The organism is Cyanobium sp. T1B-Tous (assembly GCF_024345475.1).
Classification (GTDB): Bacteria; Cyanobacteriota; Cyanobacteriia; order PCC-6307; family Cyanobiaceae; genus Cyanobium_A.
In genome coordinates, this window is sequence record NZ_JAGQBE010000021.1 from 1 (window position 1) to 17,385 (window position 17,385).

General features: G+C 66.8%; 14 protein-coding genes. 4 read left to right on the plus strand and 10 right to left on the minus strand.

All coding sequences use genetic code 11. The features are described 5' to 3' along the window. Nucleotides 1-1,715, plus strand: a 1,715-nt coding sequence (locus KBY71_RS06765) for an Rne/Rng family ribonuclease (RefSeq protein ID WP_254928183.1), incomplete at its 5' end; no start/stop codon positions are given. Nucleotides 1,716-1,718: 3 nt separating this feature from the next. Continuing rightward, nucleotides 1,719-2,351 carry a ribonuclease HII gene (locus KBY71_RS06770; RefSeq protein WP_254928184.1) on the plus strand — a complete coding sequence of 211 codons (633 nt, stop codon included), beginning with the start codon at nt 1,719-1,721 and terminating at the stop codon, nt 2,349-2,351. Here the strand turns inward: KBY71_RS06770 and KBY71_RS06775 are convergent. Continuing rightward, nucleotides 2,317-2,829: a DUF1997 domain-containing protein gene (locus tag KBY71_RS06775; RefSeq protein ID WP_254928185.1), complete on the minus strand. Its 513-nt coding sequence runs from the start codon at nt 2,827-2,829 to the stop codon at nt 2,317-2,319. The two genes, KBY71_RS06770 and KBY71_RS06775, sit on opposite strands and share 35 nt — an antisense overlap. A gap of 69 nt (nt 2,830-2,898) precedes the next feature. On the opposite strand from KBY71_RS06775, the gene pheA reads away from it, so the two are divergent. Then, nucleotides 2,899-3,726: a prephenate dehydratase gene (pheA, locus tag KBY71_RS06780; RefSeq protein ID WP_396095086.1), complete on the plus strand. Its 828-nt coding sequence runs from the start codon at nt 2,899-2,901 to the stop codon at nt 3,724-3,726. Nucleotides 3,727-3,733: 7 nt separating this feature from the next. Here pheA and KBY71_RS06785 read toward each other — a convergent pair whose 3' ends face one another. The 9 genes from KBY71_RS06785 to KBY71_RS06825 all read right to left on the minus strand — a co-directional run bounded on the left by KBY71_RS06785 (nt 3,734) and on the right by KBY71_RS06825 (nt 12,593). After that, nucleotides 3,734-4,717, minus strand: a complete 984-nt coding sequence (locus KBY71_RS06785; RefSeq protein WP_254928186.1) for a methyltransferase domain-containing protein — start codon at nt 4,715-4,717, stop codon at nt 3,734-3,736. Between the two features lie 20 nt (nt 4,718-4,737). Then, entirely contained in the window at nt 4,738-5,385 is a 648-nt protein-coding gene (locus tag KBY71_RS06790) for an LON peptidase substrate-binding domain-containing protein (protein ID WP_254928187.1), read from the minus strand. A 109-nt stretch (nt 5,386-5,494) separates the two neighbouring features. Beyond that, nucleotides 5,495-5,815 carry a 30S ribosomal protein S10 gene (gene rpsJ / locus KBY71_RS06795; protein ID WP_006910513.1) on the minus strand — a complete coding sequence of 107 codons (321 nt, stop codon included), beginning with the start codon at nt 5,813-5,815 and terminating at the stop codon, nt 5,495-5,497. 129 nt (nt 5,816-5,944) lie between these two features. Beyond that, entirely contained in the window at nt 5,945-7,174 is a 1,230-nt protein-coding gene (tuf, locus tag KBY71_RS06800) for an elongation factor Tu (protein ID WP_254928188.1), read from the minus strand. A 39-nt stretch (nt 7,175-7,213) separates the two neighbouring features. Beyond that, complete coding sequence (gene fusA / locus KBY71_RS06805; RefSeq protein ID WP_254928189.1) at nt 7,214-9,289, minus strand: elongation factor G; 2,076 nt, start codon at nt 9,287-9,289, stop codon at nt 7,214-7,216. Between the two features lie 100 nt (nt 9,290-9,389). Beyond that, entirely contained in the window at nt 9,390-9,860 is a 471-nt protein-coding gene (gene rpsG, locus KBY71_RS06810) for a 30S ribosomal protein S7 (protein ID WP_190388764.1), read from the minus strand. Nucleotides 9,861-9,928: 68 nt separating this feature from the next. Then, a complete protein-coding gene (gene rpsL, locus KBY71_RS06815) occupies nt 9,929-10,303 on the minus strand; it encodes a 30S ribosomal protein S12 (protein ID WP_106632417.1) in 375 nt (124 codons plus the stop codon). A gap of 65 nt (nt 10,304-10,368) precedes the next feature. Continuing rightward, nucleotides 10,369-10,725: an AIR synthase gene (locus KBY71_RS06820; RefSeq protein WP_254928190.1), complete on the minus strand. Its 357-nt coding sequence runs from the start codon at nt 10,723-10,725 to the stop codon at nt 10,369-10,371. A 44-nt stretch (nt 10,726-10,769) separates the two neighbouring features. Continuing rightward, the gene (locus KBY71_RS06825; RefSeq protein ID WP_254928191.1) at nt 10,770-12,593 is read right to left on the minus strand and encodes a phosphodiester glycosidase family protein; all 1,824 of its coding nucleotides are present in this window, start codon (nt 12,591-12,593) and stop codon (nt 10,770-10,772) included. A gap of 175 nt (nt 12,594-12,768) precedes the next feature. Here KBY71_RS06825 and KBY71_RS06830 point away from each other — a divergent pair, with 175 nt between their 5' ends. Further along, on the plus strand, nt 12,769-17,367 hold the full coding sequence (locus KBY71_RS06830; protein ID WP_254928192.1) for a glutamate synthase-related protein: 4,599 nt from the start codon (nt 12,769-12,771) through the stop codon (nt 17,365-17,367). Nucleotides 17,368-17,385: the final 18 nt, after the last annotated feature.

Genomic DNA, 17,385 nt, shown 5'->3' on the forward strand with positions numbered 1-17,385 from the left:
TGGTGCTCCAGCCCCAGGGCCAGGGTGTCAACATCTCCCGCCGGATCAACGGCGAAAACGAACGCAACCGCCTGCGGGCCCTCGGGGTGTTGATCAAGCCCCCTGGGGCGGGCCTGCTGATTCGCACCGAGGCCGAGGGCGTCAGCGAAGAGCTGCTGATCGACGATCTCGAAACCCTGCTGCGCCAGTGGGAGGCCATTCAGACCGCGGCTGAGAGTGCCAGTCCGCCGGTGCTGCTCAACCGCGATGAAGACTTTGTGCATCGCGTCCTGCGCGATCTCTACAGCCCTGAGCTGGTCCGCGTGGTGGTCGACACCCCTGAAGCGGTGGCCCGGGCCAACGCCTTCCTCGGCTCCGACCACACTTCGGTGTTGGTGGAGGCCCACGTCGAATCGGCGGAGATTCTGGAGCACTTCAAGGTCAACGCAGCCATCCGGGATGCCCTCAAGCCGCGGGTGGATCTGCCTTCCGGTGGCTACGTGATCATTGAGCCCACCGAGGCGCTCACCGTCATCGACGTCAACTCGGGCTCGTTCACCCGCTCGTCCAATTCCCGCGAGACGGTGCTCTGGACCAACTGTGAAGCGGCCGTGGAGATCGCCCGCCAGCTCAAGCTGCGCAATATCGGTGGCGTGGTGATCATCGACTTCATCGATATGGAGTCGCGGCGCGATCAGCTGCAGGTGCTGGAGCATTTCACCCAGGCCGTCCGCGATGACGCAGCCCGGCCCCAGATCGCCCAGCTCACGGAACTGGGCCTGGTGGAGCTCACCCGCAAGCGCCAGGGTCAGAACATCTATGAGCTGTTTGGTCGCGCCTGCCCCAGCTGTGGTGGTCTGGGCCATGTGGCGGTCTTGCCCGGCAAGGACACCCTCCAGCCTCTCGCCACCCTCACCGGTCTGGTGCGCTCGGCGGCGTCGGCCCGGGCTGAGGTGCTGAGCCCCGCCACCGCGGAGGGTGGCTCTGGCCGCCGGCGTCGTGGTGGCCGAGGCGGCCGCGGCGGCAGTGATCTGGCGGAGACGCCCACATTTGCCGACAGCATCGATACTCCCGTGGCCTTCGAGGCCCCTCGCAGCAGTGGCAGTGCCAGCACGGAGCCGGCCCCCCGCCGCTTCGATCACGAGCTGGTGGCCGTGCCGATGGATGACGACCAGGAACTGGTGTTTGGTTGGATGGGTCTCAATCCGGCCCTGCTGCTGGAAGAACCCCCCAGCGGCGACAACGTGGTGGTCCGGGTGGTGCGTCCAGGCATGGATGCCGAGGAGGTGCTGGAGGATGCCCGTCAGCAGCTCGCCGCCTCCGGCTCCCGTCGCCGCCGTGGCCGGGGGGGCCGGGGTTCCGGATCGGCCGAGGGCCAAGCCGTTGATGCCGAGGCCCCGATGCCCGCGAGGGAGGTGCCCGCACCGGTCGAGATCACCCCGCTGCCCGAACCGGGCGAGCCGGAAACGGTGGTCACGGTGTCAGTGCCCACCACCGTCAGCATTGCCCCTCCTGAGGTGGAGCTGCCGGCCCGGCGTGGGCGCACCCGCAGCTCGGCAGGGTCCTCCGGCGCCAAGACGGGGGCTGCCAAAACCGCCTCCGGGAAAACCGCTTCCGCCAAAACCACCGCAGACAACACCCCAGCTCCGGTGACACCCGTCGCCCTTGCGGAACCCGAACTGGATGAAGCCGGCGAACCTCGCCGCCGCCGCCGCCGCTCTTCGGCCTCCAGCTGATTGGTGTCGCCGGATCCCTGGCAGGGCCGGGATCCGGCCGTGTGTGCCGGGGTGGATGAGGTGGGCCGGGGGTGTCTGTTCGGTCCGGTGTTTGCCGGCGCGGTCGTGTTGCCTGCCACGGCCCTGGATCCCCTGCGTCAGCTCGGTCTCACGGACAGCAAAAAGCTCACCGCTCGCCGTCGGGCGGCGCTGGTTCCGGTGATTGAGCAGCTGGCATCGGCCTGGGCCCTGGGCCAGGCGGCGGCTTCGGAGATCGATCGCCACGGCATCCGGCTGGCCACTGAGCGGGCCATGCACCGCGCCCTGCAGAAGCTGCCGTGCCAGCCCGAGCTGGTGTTGGTGGATGGGGTGCTGCCGCTGCGGGGCTGGGATGGCGAGCAGGTGACCCTGGTGCGCGGCGACAGCCACTGCCTGGCGATCGCGGCCGCCAGTGTGCTGGCCAAACAGGCGCGAGACGGGCTGATCACGGCCCTGGCTGCGCGCTATCCGGGCTATGGCCTCGAGCGCCATGCCGGTTATGGCACGGCCCAGCATCGTGCGGCCCTGGAGGCCTGGGGGCCCACGCCCCTGCATCGCCGCAGTTTTCTGGGTCGGCTGAGGCTCAGTGCTCCTGACACCAGGTTTGAAAGTCGCTGAGCAGCTGCTGGCCCACCCGACCCTTGATCCCCAGCAGGATGCCGGCCAAAAGCGAGCGGCCCGTGGCCTCCAGCACCTTGGCCGGGATCAGCTTCAGCAGGGGCGGCTGGCTCACCTCCACCGCCAGGGTGGCTTCCCCCTCCAGCCCGCTGGGTCCCGCCGCCAGCCAGGAGCCCAGGGTGAGCTGGAAGTCGTCCACCAGCCCGAGCCCCTCCAGTTCGCAGTCGGTGGCTTCCAGCACCAGGCGTCCTGGCTCGAGGCTGGTGCGCAGGTCCACCACCGGCTGAATCTGCAGCTGGAACACCTGCAGATGGGTCACGGAGTAGCGGTAACGCCCCTGGCCCAGGGCCTCGAGCTGGCTCGGGTCGAGCAGGGCTTTGACCACCCGATCCTGATCGTCCAGGTAGGCGGCCAACCGTTCGGGTTGGTGGCTCACCTCAAGTTGCAGTTGCTGACTGGCGCTGAAGGCCAGGGGCATGGCCTGTGGGCCGGCGCGGCATGATCCTATCGGCCCCCTCGGGCGACTCCCCTTCAGTTTCTGGAAGCGATGCGTTTTGCCTTTCTCGGCCCGGTCGGCACCTACGGCGAGCAGGCAACCCGGCACCTGGCCGAGCTGGAGGGCATCGCCCACCCGGAGCTGGTGCCCCAGCTCGGCATTCGCGCCGTGGTGCAGGCCCTGGCCCAGGGACGCTGTGATGCCGCGGTGGTGCCGGTGGAAAACTCCGTTGAGGGAGGCGTCACCGCCTGCCTCGATGCCCTTTGGGAGCATCCCGATCTCACCGTGGCGCGGGCCCTGGTGTTGCCGATCCGCCATGCCCTGCTGGGCAGCGGGCCGATCGAGGCCGTGAGTGAGGTGCTCTCCCATCCCCAGGCCCTGGCCCAGTGCAGCCAATGGCTCTCTGAACACCTGCCCCAGGCGCTACAGCTGCCCACCAGTTCCACGGCCGATGCGGCCCGGATGGTGGCCGGTAGCCGGTTTCGGGCTGCGATCGCATCCCGGCAGGCGGGGGTGGAACACGGCCTGCAGGAGCTGGCCTACCCGATCAATGACGTCGCCGGAAATTGCACCCGGTTTCTGCTGTTGCGCCGGGGGCCCCGCTCTCCCCATGGGCCCATGGCCAGCGTGGCCTTCTCGCTCCATTCCAACCAGCCCGGGGCCCTGCTCGAGGCGCTGGGCTGCTTTGCCCAGCGCGGGCTCAACATGAGCCGCATCGAGTCGCGGCCATCCAAGCGGGAGATGGGCGAGTACATCTTCTTCGTGGATCTGGAGCTGCCTGAGGGGTCAGCGCCCCTCGAAGCGGCCCTGGCCCAGTTGGAGCCCCTTTGCGAGCACCTGGCCCTGTTTGGGGCCTATCCGCTCACCAACCTGACCTAGGCCAGCGTCAGGCGGATTCAGGCTTGCGGCCGCGAAACACACCGAACTGCATCAGGCCGGTGGCGAAGGCCCAGTGCATCAGCAGGATCGTGGGGGTTTCGCGTAGGCCCTGCAGCACGGCTCCGGGCCCGAGGCCGAGAATGGCCCAGGGCCGGCGCACCCCTTCGCCGATCGAGTCGATCCAGGAGGGCAGGGTGGCCCGGGTCCAGTCGCCTGTCTCGATGGCCAGGCCGGAACCGTAGGCGCTGTGTTCGAGGTGCCGCTGCAGCCCCCGGATGCTGGCGAATTCGGGGTGGGCCCACTGCTCCAGCAGCTGCCGCATCACCCAGCCCTCCCGGCGCGTCATGGCGCCATCGGCCGGATCGCGACGGTTCCAGTCGGCCACGGTCAGCCGGCCGCCAGGCTTGAGCACCCGCAGCAGCTCATCGGCATAGCGCTGCTTGTCGGGCATGTGGGGGCAGGCCTCCACGCTCCAGACGGCGTCGACGCTGGCGTCGGCCACCTCCAGGGCAAGGGCGTCCATCACGGCGAAGCGGCAGCTCAGGCCTGCTGGGGTGAGGGCTGTCGCCCGGGCGATCTGGGCGGGACTGATGCTGATCCCCAGCACCTGGAAGCCGTAGTCGCGGGCCAGGATGCGGGCGCTGCCGCCGATGCCGCAGCCCACATCGAGCACGGTGGAGCCGGGGGGGAGCTGGTCGAGGCCGCTCCAGCGCACCAGCTCATGCACGAACGTTGCCTTGGCCGCGCGGAAATCCTGGTGGCGGGGCCGTCCCAACCCGCGATCGCGGTAGTAGCCCAGATGGATGTGGTCGCCCCAGAGGCGTTCGAGTAGCTGGTCGTTGGTCCAGCGGTCGTAGGCCTGCGCGACGCTGTCGGCGGATTGGTAGCGCCGCCGCCGCTTCAACCACAACCCGGTGCCCAGACCGATCGCGGCACAGGCCAGGGCCCCGGCCCCAAGGGTGGCGGCCAGGGGCCAGCTAAGGAGCGTCATGGGCCGGGGACGGGAAGGCGTTACTGGGGTTGGAAGGTGTCTTTGAGCACGGTGCGGGCTGCCAGCTGCCGGCGGGTCTGATCCAGCAGCTCATATTCCTGCCGCAGGCGCTCGCTGGTGTCGGTGATCTCAAGCAGGGCTTGCTGGTGGTCAGCCACGGGCCCGCCCAAGTGGGCGCCGATCCAGAACGACAGTTCGCGGGGCAAGTCGGGCAGATCGCTGGGCAGGCTGGCCGGCTTGCCAATCAGTTTGCCGGTGAGTTCCACCACGTCCCGCAGGGCCTGGCCAACGTCGCTGGCCAGAACTTCGAGCTCCTCATGGCTGGCTTCGGGTTCATCTTCTATCCAGCTCACCAGACCCACCCGGAAGGGGGCTTCGCGCACGATCTCGAGCACGCGAAAGCGCTGTTGACCCATGGTCACGATGTTGCTGCGGTCGTCGTCCTGGGTTTGGCAGTGAAGGATTTCGGCGCAGCAGCCCACCGAGGCCATCGCCTGGGTTTGGGGATCCCACCGCACCACTCCGAAGCGCTGGTCGCCGGCCATCACCGTCCGCAGCAGCATCCTGTAGCGGGGCTCAAAGATGTGCAGCGGTAGCACTTCCTGGGGGAAGAGCACCACGTCCGGCAGGGGGAAAAGGGGCAGCTCCCGTACGGCCAACTCACCCATGGCTAGTTCAGGAGAAGCAGCGTCATCCTAGAAAAATTGCCCCTGACACGCGCAGGCGTGACCGGGGCAAAAGGGGACGTCTCGCGATGTCTGCGCTTTGGAGCGCCGATCAGAGCTTGACTTCGATGTCCACACCACTGGGCAGATCCAGCTTCATCAGGGCATCGATCGTCTTGGCCGAGGGGCTGTAGATATCGATGATGCGGCGATGGGTGCGGGTTTCGAAATGCTCACGGGAATCTTTGTCCACGTGGGGCGAGCGCAGCACGCAATAGATCTTGCGCTTGGTGGGGAGGGGGATCGGACCGATCGCCGTTGCGGCGGTGTGATCGGCGGTTTCAATGATTTTTTCGCAGGAGAGATCCAGCATGCGGCGGTCGAACGCCTTCAGGCGGATGCGGATCTTCTGCTGGGCGATGGCGGTGGACATGTCAGAACGGGCGTCGGGAAGCCCCAGGGCGGGACACCCGGGTGGCTGATGGAGCTGGGTTGTCGAGGTGCGAGTCGATAAGAGCCGAGGGGTGGGCCCGAGGACCCACCCCAAGACGCTACCTCAGGCTCAGGCGATGATCTTGGAGACCACGCCGGCACCGATGGTGCGACCGCCTTCGCGAATGGCGAAGCGCATGCCCTGCTCGATGGCCACCGGGCAGATCAGCTCGCCGGTCATCTTGATGCGGTCACCGGGCATCACCATTTCCACGTTCGCACCGTCGTCGGAGGTGAAGGCCGTGATCTGGCCCGTCACGTCGGTCGTACGGATGTAGAACTGCGGGCGGTAGCCAGCAAAGAAGGGGGTGTGGCGGCCGCCTTCTTCCTTCTTGAGCACGTACACCTCACCCTCAAACTTGGTGTGGGGGGTGATGGAGCCGGGCTTGACCAGCACCATGCCGCGCTCGATGTCCTCCTTCTGGATACCGCGCAGCAGGAGTCCGCAGTTGTCGCCAGCCAGGCCCTCTTCGAGCAGCTTGCGGAACATCTCGACGCCGGTGACCGTGGTTTCGCGGGTGTCCTTGATGCCCACGATCTGCACGGTTTCGCCCACCTTCACCTTGCCGCGTTCGATCCGGCCGGTGGCCACGGTGCCGCGACCGGTGATCGAGAACACGTCTTCGACGGCCATCAGGAAGGGCTTGTCGACTTCGCGCTCAGGCTCAGGAATCGACTCGTCGACGGCGTCCATCAGGTCGAGGATCTTGTCAACCCACTCATTGGCACCGCGCTCGGCCTTGTTGCCAGCTTGGATAAATTCGAGGGCCTTCAGGGCCGAGCCAGCCACCACGGGGATGTCATCGCCGGGGAAGTCGTAGCTGCTGAGCAGCTCACGCATTTCCAGTTCGACGAGTTCGAGGATTTCCTCGTCGTCGACCATGTCCTTCTTGTTCAGGAACACCACCAGGGCAGGCACGCCCACCTGCTTGGCCAGCAGGATGTGCTCCTTGGTCTGGGCCATGGGGCCGTCGGTAGCGGCCACCACCAGGATGGCGCCGTCCATCTGGGCGGCACCGGTGATCATGTTCTTCACGTAGTCCGCGTGACCGGGGCAGTCCACGTGGGCGTAGTGGCGCTTCTCGGTCTCGTACTCAACGTGGGCGGTGTTGATGGTGATGCCCCGCTCTTTCTCTTCAGGAGCACCATCGATTTCGTCGTAGGCCTGGGCTTTCGCCATGCCCTGGGACGCCAGCACGTTGGTGATGGCAGCCGTCAGGGTGGTTTTGCCGTGGTCAACGTGGCCAATGGTGCCGATGTTGACGTGGGGTTTGTTCCTTTCGAACTTCTCGCGTGCCATGAGTAGAAAGAATCGGGGGGTTGGAGGGTTAAGGAAAGATCAGGAATTGCCCTGATTCTTGGAGATGATGGCCTCAGCCACATTGCGAGGAACTTCCTCGTAATGGCTGAACTCCATCGAGAAGATACCCCGACCCTGGGTCATGGATCGGAGCTGGGTGGCGTAGCCGAACATCTCGGCCAGGGGCACTTTCGTCTGGACTTTGGACTGACCATTGTCAATGGACTGTCCTTCGACCTGGCCACGACGGGATGAGAGGTCGCCGATGACCGATCCGAGGAAATCCTCGGGGATCTCGACTTCCACCTTCATCATTGGCTCAAGAAGCACGGGATTGCACTTCTTGACGGCGTCTTTGAAGGCCATGGATCCGGCGATCTTAAACGCCATCTCCGAAGAGTCGACGTCGTGATAGGAGCCGTCGACCATGGTCGCCCTGACGTCGATCATGGGGAAGCCCGCAATCACGCCGGATTGGCAGGTCTCCTTCATGCCGGCTTCGGCGGGGCCGATGTACTCCTTGGGAACGATGCCGCCAACGATCTTGTTGACGAACTCGAACCCTGAACCCGGCTCGCCGGGCTCCATCTCGATCACCACGTGGCCGTACTGGCCTTTGCCGCCGGTTTGGCGGGCAAATTTGCCTTCGCCCTTGGAGCTGGTGCGAATGGTTTCGCGATACGACACCTGGGGGGCGCCGATGTTGGCTTCCACCTTGAATTCGCGCAGCATCCGGTCCACCAGGATTTCCAGGTGGAGTTCGCCCATACCGGCGATCACCGTCTGGCTGGTTTCCGGATCCGTGGAGACCCGGAAGGTGGGATCCTCTTCCGAGAGGGACTGGAGAGCCTTGGAGAGCTTCTCCATGTCGCCCTTGGTCTTCGGTTCGACAGCCACCGAGATGACGGGCTCAGGGATGTAGAGCGATTCGAGAATGATCGGGTCGGAGTCGACGCAGAGGGTATCGCCCGTTGTCGTGTCCTTCAGACCCAGGACCGCACCCAGGTCGCCGGCGCGCAGCTCGTCCACTTCCTCCCGGTCGTCGGCCTTGAGCAGGATCAGACGGGAGATCCGTTCCTTCTTGTCCTTGGTGGAGTTCAGGACGTAGCTGCCCTTGTTGAGCACCCCGGAGTACATGCGCACAAAGGTGAGCTTGCCGTAGGGGTCGGCCATCACTTTGAAGGCCAGGGCGCTGAAGGGAGCGCTGTCGTCGCAGGGGCGGTTCGACTCGGTGCCATCGGGCAACAGGCCGGTGATCGGTGGCACGTCGACAGGAGCAGGCAGGTAGTCGACGACCGCGTCGAGCACCAGCTGCACACCTTTGTTCTTGAAGGCGGAGCCGCAGACCATCGGCACCATGCCGTGGTGGATCGTGGCTTTACGGATGCCCTTGATCAGTTGCTCTTCGGTGAGTTCGCCGTTTTCCAGGAAGGGATCGATCAGATCTTCGTCGGATTCGGCAACCGATTCCATCAGTTTGAGGCGCCATTTCGCGGCCTCTTCCTTCATGTCGTCGGGAATTTCCCCTTCGATGATGTCGGTGCCGAGATCGTTCGTGTAGATGATCGCCTTGTTGCGCACCAGATCGATGATCCCCTTCAACTCGCCTTCGGCGCCGATCGGCAGTTGGATCGGGGCGGCATTGGCCTTGAGGCGATCTTTGATCTGCTCGTAGACCTTGAGGAAGTTGGCACCGGTCCGGTCCATCTTGTTGACGAACACGATCCGGGGCACGTTGTAGCGATCAGCCTGGCGCCAGACCGTTTCGGACTGGGGCTGAACGCCACCAACGGCACAGAACACGGCCACCACGCCGTCGAGCACTCGCATCGAGCGCTCCACTTCGATCGTGAAATCGACGTGCCCAGGGGTGTCGATGATGTTGATCCGATTGTCCTTCCAGCTGGTGGAGATGGCAGCGGCGGTGATGGTGATGCCGCGTTCACGCTCCTGTTCCATCCAGTCGGTGACGGCGGCGCCATCGTGGACTTCGCCCATCTTGTGCACCACACCCGAATAGAACAGAATCCGTTCGGTCGTGGTGGTTTTGCCCGCATCAATGTGAGCGGCGATACCGATATTTCTGACGCGTTCCAGTGGAAAGGCGCGGGCCACGGGGGAGGTCTCCGAGAGGTCTACAAAACGAGGGCGTCACTCTACAGACTGGGTCTGCAGGGGCTGAAGTCGCCCTGGACTTCAGCCGCTGGCTGGTGAATCAGTAGCGGTAGTGGGCGAAAGCCTTGTTGGCTTCGGCCATCTTGTGGGTCTCTTCCCGCTTGCGGACGGCACTGCCGGCCTCGTTGGCCGCATCCATCAGTTCGCCGGCCAGTTTCTGGGCCATGCTGCGGCCGTTGCGGGCCCGGGAGAAGTTGACCAGCCAGCGCAGCGCCATGGCGGTGCCGCGCTCCTGGCGCACTTCCATGGGCACCTGATAGGTGGCACCGCCGACACGGCGGGCGCGCACTTCCACCAGGGGGGTGGCGTTGCGAACTGCCGTTTCGAACAGCTCCAGCGGGTCGGAGCCCGTGCGCTCATTGATCAGCGAGAAGGCATCCGACAGGATCCGCTGGGCTGTGGATTTTTTGCCGTGCTTCATCAGCCGGGCCACGATCATCGAGGCGAGACGGCTGTTGAACTGGGGGTCGGGAAGCACGGGGCGCTTCTCGGCGGCATTGCGGCGAGACATGGTCGACCGGAGCGGGAAGGACGAAGGGAAAAAGTGAGGGATTCAGCAGGCTCGAAGGCCCCGCTCAATCAGCTCTTGGGCGTCTTGGCGCCGTATTTGGAGCGGGACTGACGACGATCCTTGACGCCGGCGGTGTCCAGGGTGCCCCGAATGATGTGGTAGCGGACCCCAGGCAGGTCCTTGACCCGACCACCGCGGATCAGCACCACCGAGTGTTCCTGGAGGTTATGGCCGATGCCGGGGATGTAGGCGGTGACCTCAAAGCCCGAGGTGAGCCGCACCCGCGCCACCTTGCGGAGCGCCGAGTTCGGCTTCTTCGGGGTGGAGGTGTACACACGCGTGCACACGCCCCTGCGTTCGGGACAGGCGCGCAGGGCGGGCGACTTCGTCTTACGGGAAAGACTCTGACGCTCAGTACGGATGAGCTGCTGGATGGTGGGCATCGAGGACCGGGATCTGGTCGGAGAACACTGGTCGGACGTCCGACCGATTTCGACAATCCGTCACCTTACTGGGTCGCCTGACGCCCCCCAGCGATGCGCCGGAAGGCCGTGCCGCAGGCGCAGCTCACGACCCCGTCGCCGGGCCGCACCAGAAAGCCGCCGCCACTGATGTCACCGCGGAAATCCAGGCTCAATCCGGTCAGCAACTCCAGCTGTTCGGCGGGGGCATACAAGGTGATGCCATCCGCTCGGGCGATTGGCGTACCGGCCAGATGCCCCGGCCTGAGCCGAATGGCCCAGCGTTCACAGCTGCCGTCCAGCAGGTCGAGATGCATCATCCCGGGCGTGCCCGCCACGGCGGCCTGTCGCCCCAGCTCGGCCGCTGCGGCTGCGGTGAGGCGCAGGCTGTGGCCCTTGGGCATGGCGAGCTGAGGGAGTGGGTCGGCAGTCCACTTTGGCAGCCCTCTCAGGGCACCAGTCCCACGCCGTTGTGCACGGAGCCGGCCACGCCCCGACCCTTCACCTGCAGGGAGCCGCCGAGCACCAGTCCGGTGGAGCTGCCGCCGTCCAGGTTCAGGGCATCGCTGAGCCCGAGCTGTTGCAGCAGCAGGGCCGTTTCCCCGAGGGACGGGCCGCTGTCCTGGGTGCCCTCCAGGGTGATCAGCCACACCTGGCGGTCATCGCGGGCCAGCACGGTGCGGGGAGCCCCCTGGCTGAGGAAGGAGGCGCTGAAGTTTTCCGCCGCTCCGTTGAGCACGATCCGCCCCTCCTGCAGCAACAGGGGCCCACCGCCAATCACGTGGGCGGCCAGGCCAAGGTCGTTGCTCGGCCGGCTGTCGAGCTGCAGCCGGTCGCCGGGTTCCCAAGGCAACGCCATGCCGCCCCGCCCCACCAGCAACTGGTCATCGCCCCGCAGGGGCACCCCGGCCTCCAGCGCGTCCGAACTGAGGCGTTGGCTCACCAGGCCCGCCCGCAGGAGCAGGCCCGTTTCCGACCCGCTCAGGGCCCTGTAGGCGGGGCCCCAGTCGGCGGTGTAACGGCTGATGCCCCGCTGCACATAACCGCTGTTGAGGGCGCTGAGCGGCAGTCGCTGCCCATCGGGGCCCGTGACCGACTCCACCAGTTGCAGGCGGCCGAACCGGGGCAGGCTGCGCTCGCTCCAGGCCGCCACGCCCCGGTTGAGAATGGGCCCGGATAGCCAGCGGCCGTTGGCTTTCAGGGCACCCAGGGGCAGGCGCCGCACCCGGTTGAAGAAGCCACCGTTGATGGCCACCCAGGCCTGCTGTTGGTTGGCGAGCTGCACCAGCGAACTGAGCCCTTCCATCCCCCCCGGCCTGGCCAGGGGTCTGAGCTGCAGGGAGGCGGTGCGGGGGTCCACCCGTACGGCGTTGATTCGCACCCCCTGACGGACCAGGCGGTCCCATTGGATCTCCCTGCCGAGCAGGGCCTGCACGCGCGGATCGATCGGGATGGGCCCGCCGTCGCTGGGCGGAGGGCCTTCCGCCGGCCACTCGATCACCAGCCGCGGGGGAGCGCCCAGGCTGAACGCCCGCGTCAGCTTCCCCGTTGCTGGTTGGAGTCGCAGCCTGCCGCGGGTCTGCAGGCCCCCAAGGCCCAGGGCCTTGAGTTGGGTCTGTTGGTCGTCGCGGCTGCTGAGATCCAGCACCAGCCCCCCGCTCTCGCCCTCCACCAGGGCAGGGCCGCTGAGGTCGAGCACGACGCGCCGCAGGTTGCCGGGGGTGGCGCTGCGAACCTGCAGCAGCTCGGGCCGGCCCAGGCTGAGGCTGAGCTGGCTGCCCTCCTGGCGCAGGGTCAAGCCGAGGTTTCGGAACAGCCCGGCCACCTCGATGGCCACCTCGTCCTCGAGGCTCCGCTGCGCAGCTGCCGGAACTTTGAGTCCCTGGCCAAACCATTCGAGGTCGAGGGAGCCGTCGCTCAGGCTGCGGCTGGTGACACCGAGCTGGTTTTCGAGGACCTCGAGGGGGATCCAGAGTTGCTGGGGGGCTTCGCCGGTACGCCCAACCCACAGCCAGCGGGCTTTCTGGACCCGGCCGTTGATGCTGAGGCTGCTCCCCTGGCGCTCCAGGCCCGCTGGCGCTTGACCGGTTGGCTTTTGGCCCCTTGGTTGTTGGGTGGGGGTTGGGCTTGGCGTTGACGAGGGCGCAGGCGGCGGCGGCGGTGGCTGTGGCGGTGGTGGCACAGCCAGGGCCAGGGCCGTTGCCGGCAGCAGCAGGGTCAGCAGGCAGGGGGTCAGCAGCAGGCTGGGCCGGAGGGAACCTGCAGTAGCCATCGCCAGCCCAGCCGACAGCGCCAAACGCTAGCCGTGTGTGGCTGGCGTGGTGCCGGGGTTTGGGGGTGTGAATCCCTAGGATCGGACGTTCTGTTGGTGCGGCCCCCTGCGGGGGTTCTGCAGCAGCAGAACGTCTGGATCAACTGTCAGATCAACTGCCGGACCTTCTCGGGTTATGCCTCAATCCCCTCGCCCCGTTTGGCCCCATTGCGACAGCCCCGCTCCGGCGGCGGTGGCGGGCGAGAAGGACGCCTGTGGTGTGGGCTTTCTGGCCAGCCTCAAGGGGGTGTCGAGCCACTGGGTGCTGCAACAGGCCCTGCGCGGCCTCGACTGCATGGAGCATCGCGGTGGCTGCGGCGGCGACGGTGACTCGGGTGATGGCGCCGGGGTGCTGTGTGGCATCCCCTGGAGCTATCTGGACGCGGTGTGGCCCGAAGCGGCAGCCGCCCAGGGCAGCTCCCGCGGCCTGGGCATGGTGTTTCTGCCGGCCGATGCCAGCAAGCGCGACCAGGCCAAGGCCTTCTGCGCCGAAGAGGCCACCAAGCTGGGGCTGCGGAGTCTGGGTTGGCGCGCCGTCCCGCTGAACCCTGCAGTGCTGGGTCCCCTCGCCCTGGGTACTGCCCCCGCCATTGAGCAGTGGCTGGTGGCGGGTGATCTGGCCGGAGATGCCCTCGAATCCCTGCTGTTCCGTCTGCGGCGCCGCTGCGGCGACCGGGCGCGTGAAGCCTGGGGCCCCGGCCCTGGCGATCTCTATTTCGCCTCCCTGAGCAGCCGCACCGTTGTGTACAAGGGCATGGTGCGCTCGGAGGTGCTCTCTGCCTTCTATGGCGATCTGCGGGACGAGCGCTTTGCCGTGAGCTTTGCGGTGTACCACCGCCGTTTCAGCACCAACACCCTGCCCCGCTGGCCCCTGGCCCAGCCCATGCGGCTGCTGGGTCACAACGGTGAGATCAACACCCTGCTGGGCAACCTCAACTGGGCCCGGGCTTCCGAGGCCAATCTCGATGCGGTGTGGGGGGAGGCTGCCGCCGAGCTCAAGCCGGTGGTGAATGCCGCCTTCAGTGATTCGGCCAACCTCGACGCCACCCTGGAGCTGCTGGTGCGCAGTGGCCGGCCCATCACCGAGAGCCTGCTCACCCTGGTGCCCGAGGCCTTCCGCGACCAGCCCGAGCTGGTGGGCAAGCCCGAGATCCAGGCCTTCTACGAGTATTCCGCCTGCACCCAGGAGCCCTGGGATGGTCCGGCCCTGCTGGTGTTCGCCGATGGCCGCAGCGTTGGGGCCACCCTGGATCGCAATGGCCTGCGCCCGGCCCGCTACTGCATCACCAGCGACGGCTATGTGGTGATGGGCAGCGAAACCGGCGTGGTGGAGCTCGAGGAGAGCCGCATCATTGAGAAGGGTCGTCTGGGGCCTGGCCAGATGCTGGCGGTGGACCTGGAGCAGGGCCGCCTGCTGCGCAACTGGGACGTGAAGCAGGAGGTGGCCGCCCGCCACCCCTATGGCGCCTGGTTGGCCGAACATCGCCGCAACCTGGACCCCCAGCCCTGGACCCAGGAGCGCCAGCTGGGTGATCTGGAGCTGCTGCAGCAGCAGACGGCTTTTGGCTTCACGGCTGAAGACTTCGACCTGGTGATCGAGGACATGGCGGGTGCGGCCAAGGAGCCCACCTACTGCATGGGCGACGACATTCCCCTGGCGGTGCTTTCCGATAAACCGCACCTGCTCTACGACTACTTCAAGCAGCGCTTCGCCCAGGTCACCAACCCGCCGATCGACCCGCTGCGGGAAAAGCTGGTGATGAGCCTGGAGATGCACCTGGGCAAGCGGGGGTCTCCCTTGAAGCCCGAGGCGGCTTCGGCGGCGGTGCTGCACCTGGCCAGCCCGATCCTCAACGAGGCGGAGCTGGCGGCGGTGGCCCAGCAGGGCCTACCCACGATCACGCTCTCCACCCTGATGGCCATCACCGATGGGCCTGGGGGCCTGGCGGCTGCCGTGGAGCGTCTCAAGGCCGAGGCCGAGGCGGCGGTGCGCGCCGGCACCCAGATCCTGGTACTCAGTGATCGCGGCGGCCCCAGCGGCGGCATCGCGGCCACCACCACCACCATTCCGCCGCTGCTGGCGGTGGGTGCGGTGCACCACCACCTGCTCAACCTGGGGCTGCGGCTGCAGGCTTCCCTGGTGGTGGACACCGCCCAGTGCTGGAGCACCCATCATCTGGCCTGCCTGATTGGCTATGGAGCCAGCGCCGTGTGCCCCTGGCTCACCTGGGAAACCACCCGCCATTGGCTGGCCCACCCCCGGGTGCAGAAGCTGATTGAAACCGGCAAGTTGCCTGCTCTCACGCCCGATCAGGTCCAGGCCAACGTGCGCAAGGCCCTGGAAGACGGCCTGCGCAAGATCCTCTCCAAGATCGGCATTTCGCTGCTGGCCAGCTACCACGGTGCCCAGATCTTCGAGGCCATCGGCCTGGGTGCCGACCTGATCGAGCTGGCGTTCAAGGGCACCACCAGTCGGGTGGCCGGCCTGAGCCTGGCTGAACTGGCCAGCGAAACCCTCAGCTTCCATGCCAAGGCCTTCCCCGAGCTGAACCGCACCAAGCTCGAGTTCATGGGCTTCGTGCAGTACCGCACCGGCGGCGAGTACCACCTCAACAGCCCGGAGATGGCCAAGGCCCTGCACGCAGCGGTCAAGGCGGGCCCTGGCTACGACCACTTCTCCACCTACAAGACCCTGCTGGAAAACCGGCCGGTCACGGCCCTGCGCGACCTGCTGGAGCTCAAGCCAGCCGCCACGGCCCTGCCGTTGGATCAGGTGGAGAGTGTGGAGAGCATCTGCAGCCGTTTTTGCACCGGTGGCATGAGCCTCGGCGCCCTCTCGCGGGAGGCCCATGAGGTGCTGGCCATCGCCATGAACCGCATCGGCGGCAAGAGCAACAGCGGCGAGGGCGGTGAGGATCCGGCCCGCTTCGGGGTGCTCAGCGATGTGGACGGCGATGGCCACTCCCCGACCCTGCCCAGCCTGAATGGTCTTCGCAACGGGGACACCGCCTGCTCGGCGATCAAGCAGATCGCCTCGGGCCGTTTCGGGGTGACCCCCGAATATCTGCGCAGCGGCCGGCAGCTGGAGATCAAGGTGGCCCAGGGGGCCAAGCCCGGTGAGGGCGGCCAGCTGCCTGGCCCCAAGGTGGATCCCTACATCGCCTGGCTGCGCAACAGCAAGGCTGGCGTGGCGCTGATTTCGCCGCCACCCCACCACGACATCTATTCGATTGAGGATCTGGCCCAGCTGATCCACGACCTCCACCAGGTGCATCCCGCCGCCAAGGTGAGCGTGAAACTGGTGGCTGAGATCGGCATCGGCACCATTGCCGCCGGTGTGGCCAAGGCCAACGCCGATGTGATTCAGATCTCCGGCCACGACGGTGGCACCGGCGCCTCACCGCTGAGCTCGATCAAGCACGCCGGCAGCCCCTGGGAGTTGGGCCTCACCGAGGTGCACCGCTCGCTCCTGGAGAACGGCCTGCGGGATCGGGTGTTGCTGCGGGCCGACGGCGGCCTCAAGACCGGCTGGGATGTGGTCATCGCCGCCCTGCTCGGTGCCGAGGAATACGGCTTTGGCTCGGTGGCGATGATCGCCGAGGGCTGCATCATGGCCCGGGTTTGCCACACCAATAACTGCCCGGTGGGCGTGGCCACCCAAAAGGAGAATCTGCGCAAGCGCTTCCCCGGGGTGCCCGAGCACGTGGTGAATTTCTTCCTGTTCGTGGCCCAGGAGGTGCGCCAGCTGCTCAGCGTGCTGGGTGTGGCGCGTCTGGAGGATCTGATCGGCCGCAGTGAGTTACTCCAGCCGCGGGCTGTGGCCCTGGCCAAAACCCAGGCCTTGGATCTCTCCTGCCTGATCGATCCGATTCCGGCCGCGGCCGATCGCCGCTGGCTGCAGCACGAGGCCGAGGCCCATGGCAATGGTCCAATCCTGGAAGATCAGCTGCTGGCTGATGCTGAGGTGATGGCCGCGATCGAGGGCCACGGCCGGGTGCGCCGCACCCTGGCGATCGTCAACACCGACCGCAGTGTGGGCGCCCGTCTCTCCGGCGAGATCGCAGCGCGCCACGGCAACAAGGGCTTCCAGGGCCAGCTCGACCTCACCCTGGAGGGCGCGGCCGGCCAGAGCTTTGGGGCCTTCGTGCTCCAAGGCATGAATGTGCGCCTGGTGGGTGAAGCCAACGACTACGTGGGCAAGGGCCTCAATGGGGGGCGCCTCACCGTGGTCCCCCCTGCCGGCGGCAATGACCCCGGCAGCCAGGTGATCCTCGGCAACACCTGTCTTTACGGCGCCACCGGCGGTGAGCTGTTTGCCCTGGGCCGGGCCGGGGAGCGCTTCGGCGTGCGCAACAGCGGCGCCCGCACCGTGGTGGAGGGTGCCGGCGACCACTGCTGCGAGTACATGACCGGCGGCGTGGTGGTGGTGCTGGGCAGCACCGGCCGCAACGTGGCCGCCGGCATGACCGGTGGCGTGGCCTTCATTCTCGATGAGAGCGGGGGGCTGCGGGAGCGGGTGAATCCGGAGATCGTGGCCATTTGCGAGCTCACCACCTCTGAGCAGGAGGCCCTGCTCAAGCCCCTGTTGCAGGCCCATCTCGACGCCACCGGCAGCGCCAAGGCCGCCGCGATCCTGGCCGACTGGAGCACCTGGAAGGCCCAGTTCAAGCTGCTGGTGCCCCCCAGCGAGAAGGCCACCGTGGGTCTGGCCGAGCGGGAGGCGGTGGTGGCTTGAGCACCACCCCTGCAGCAG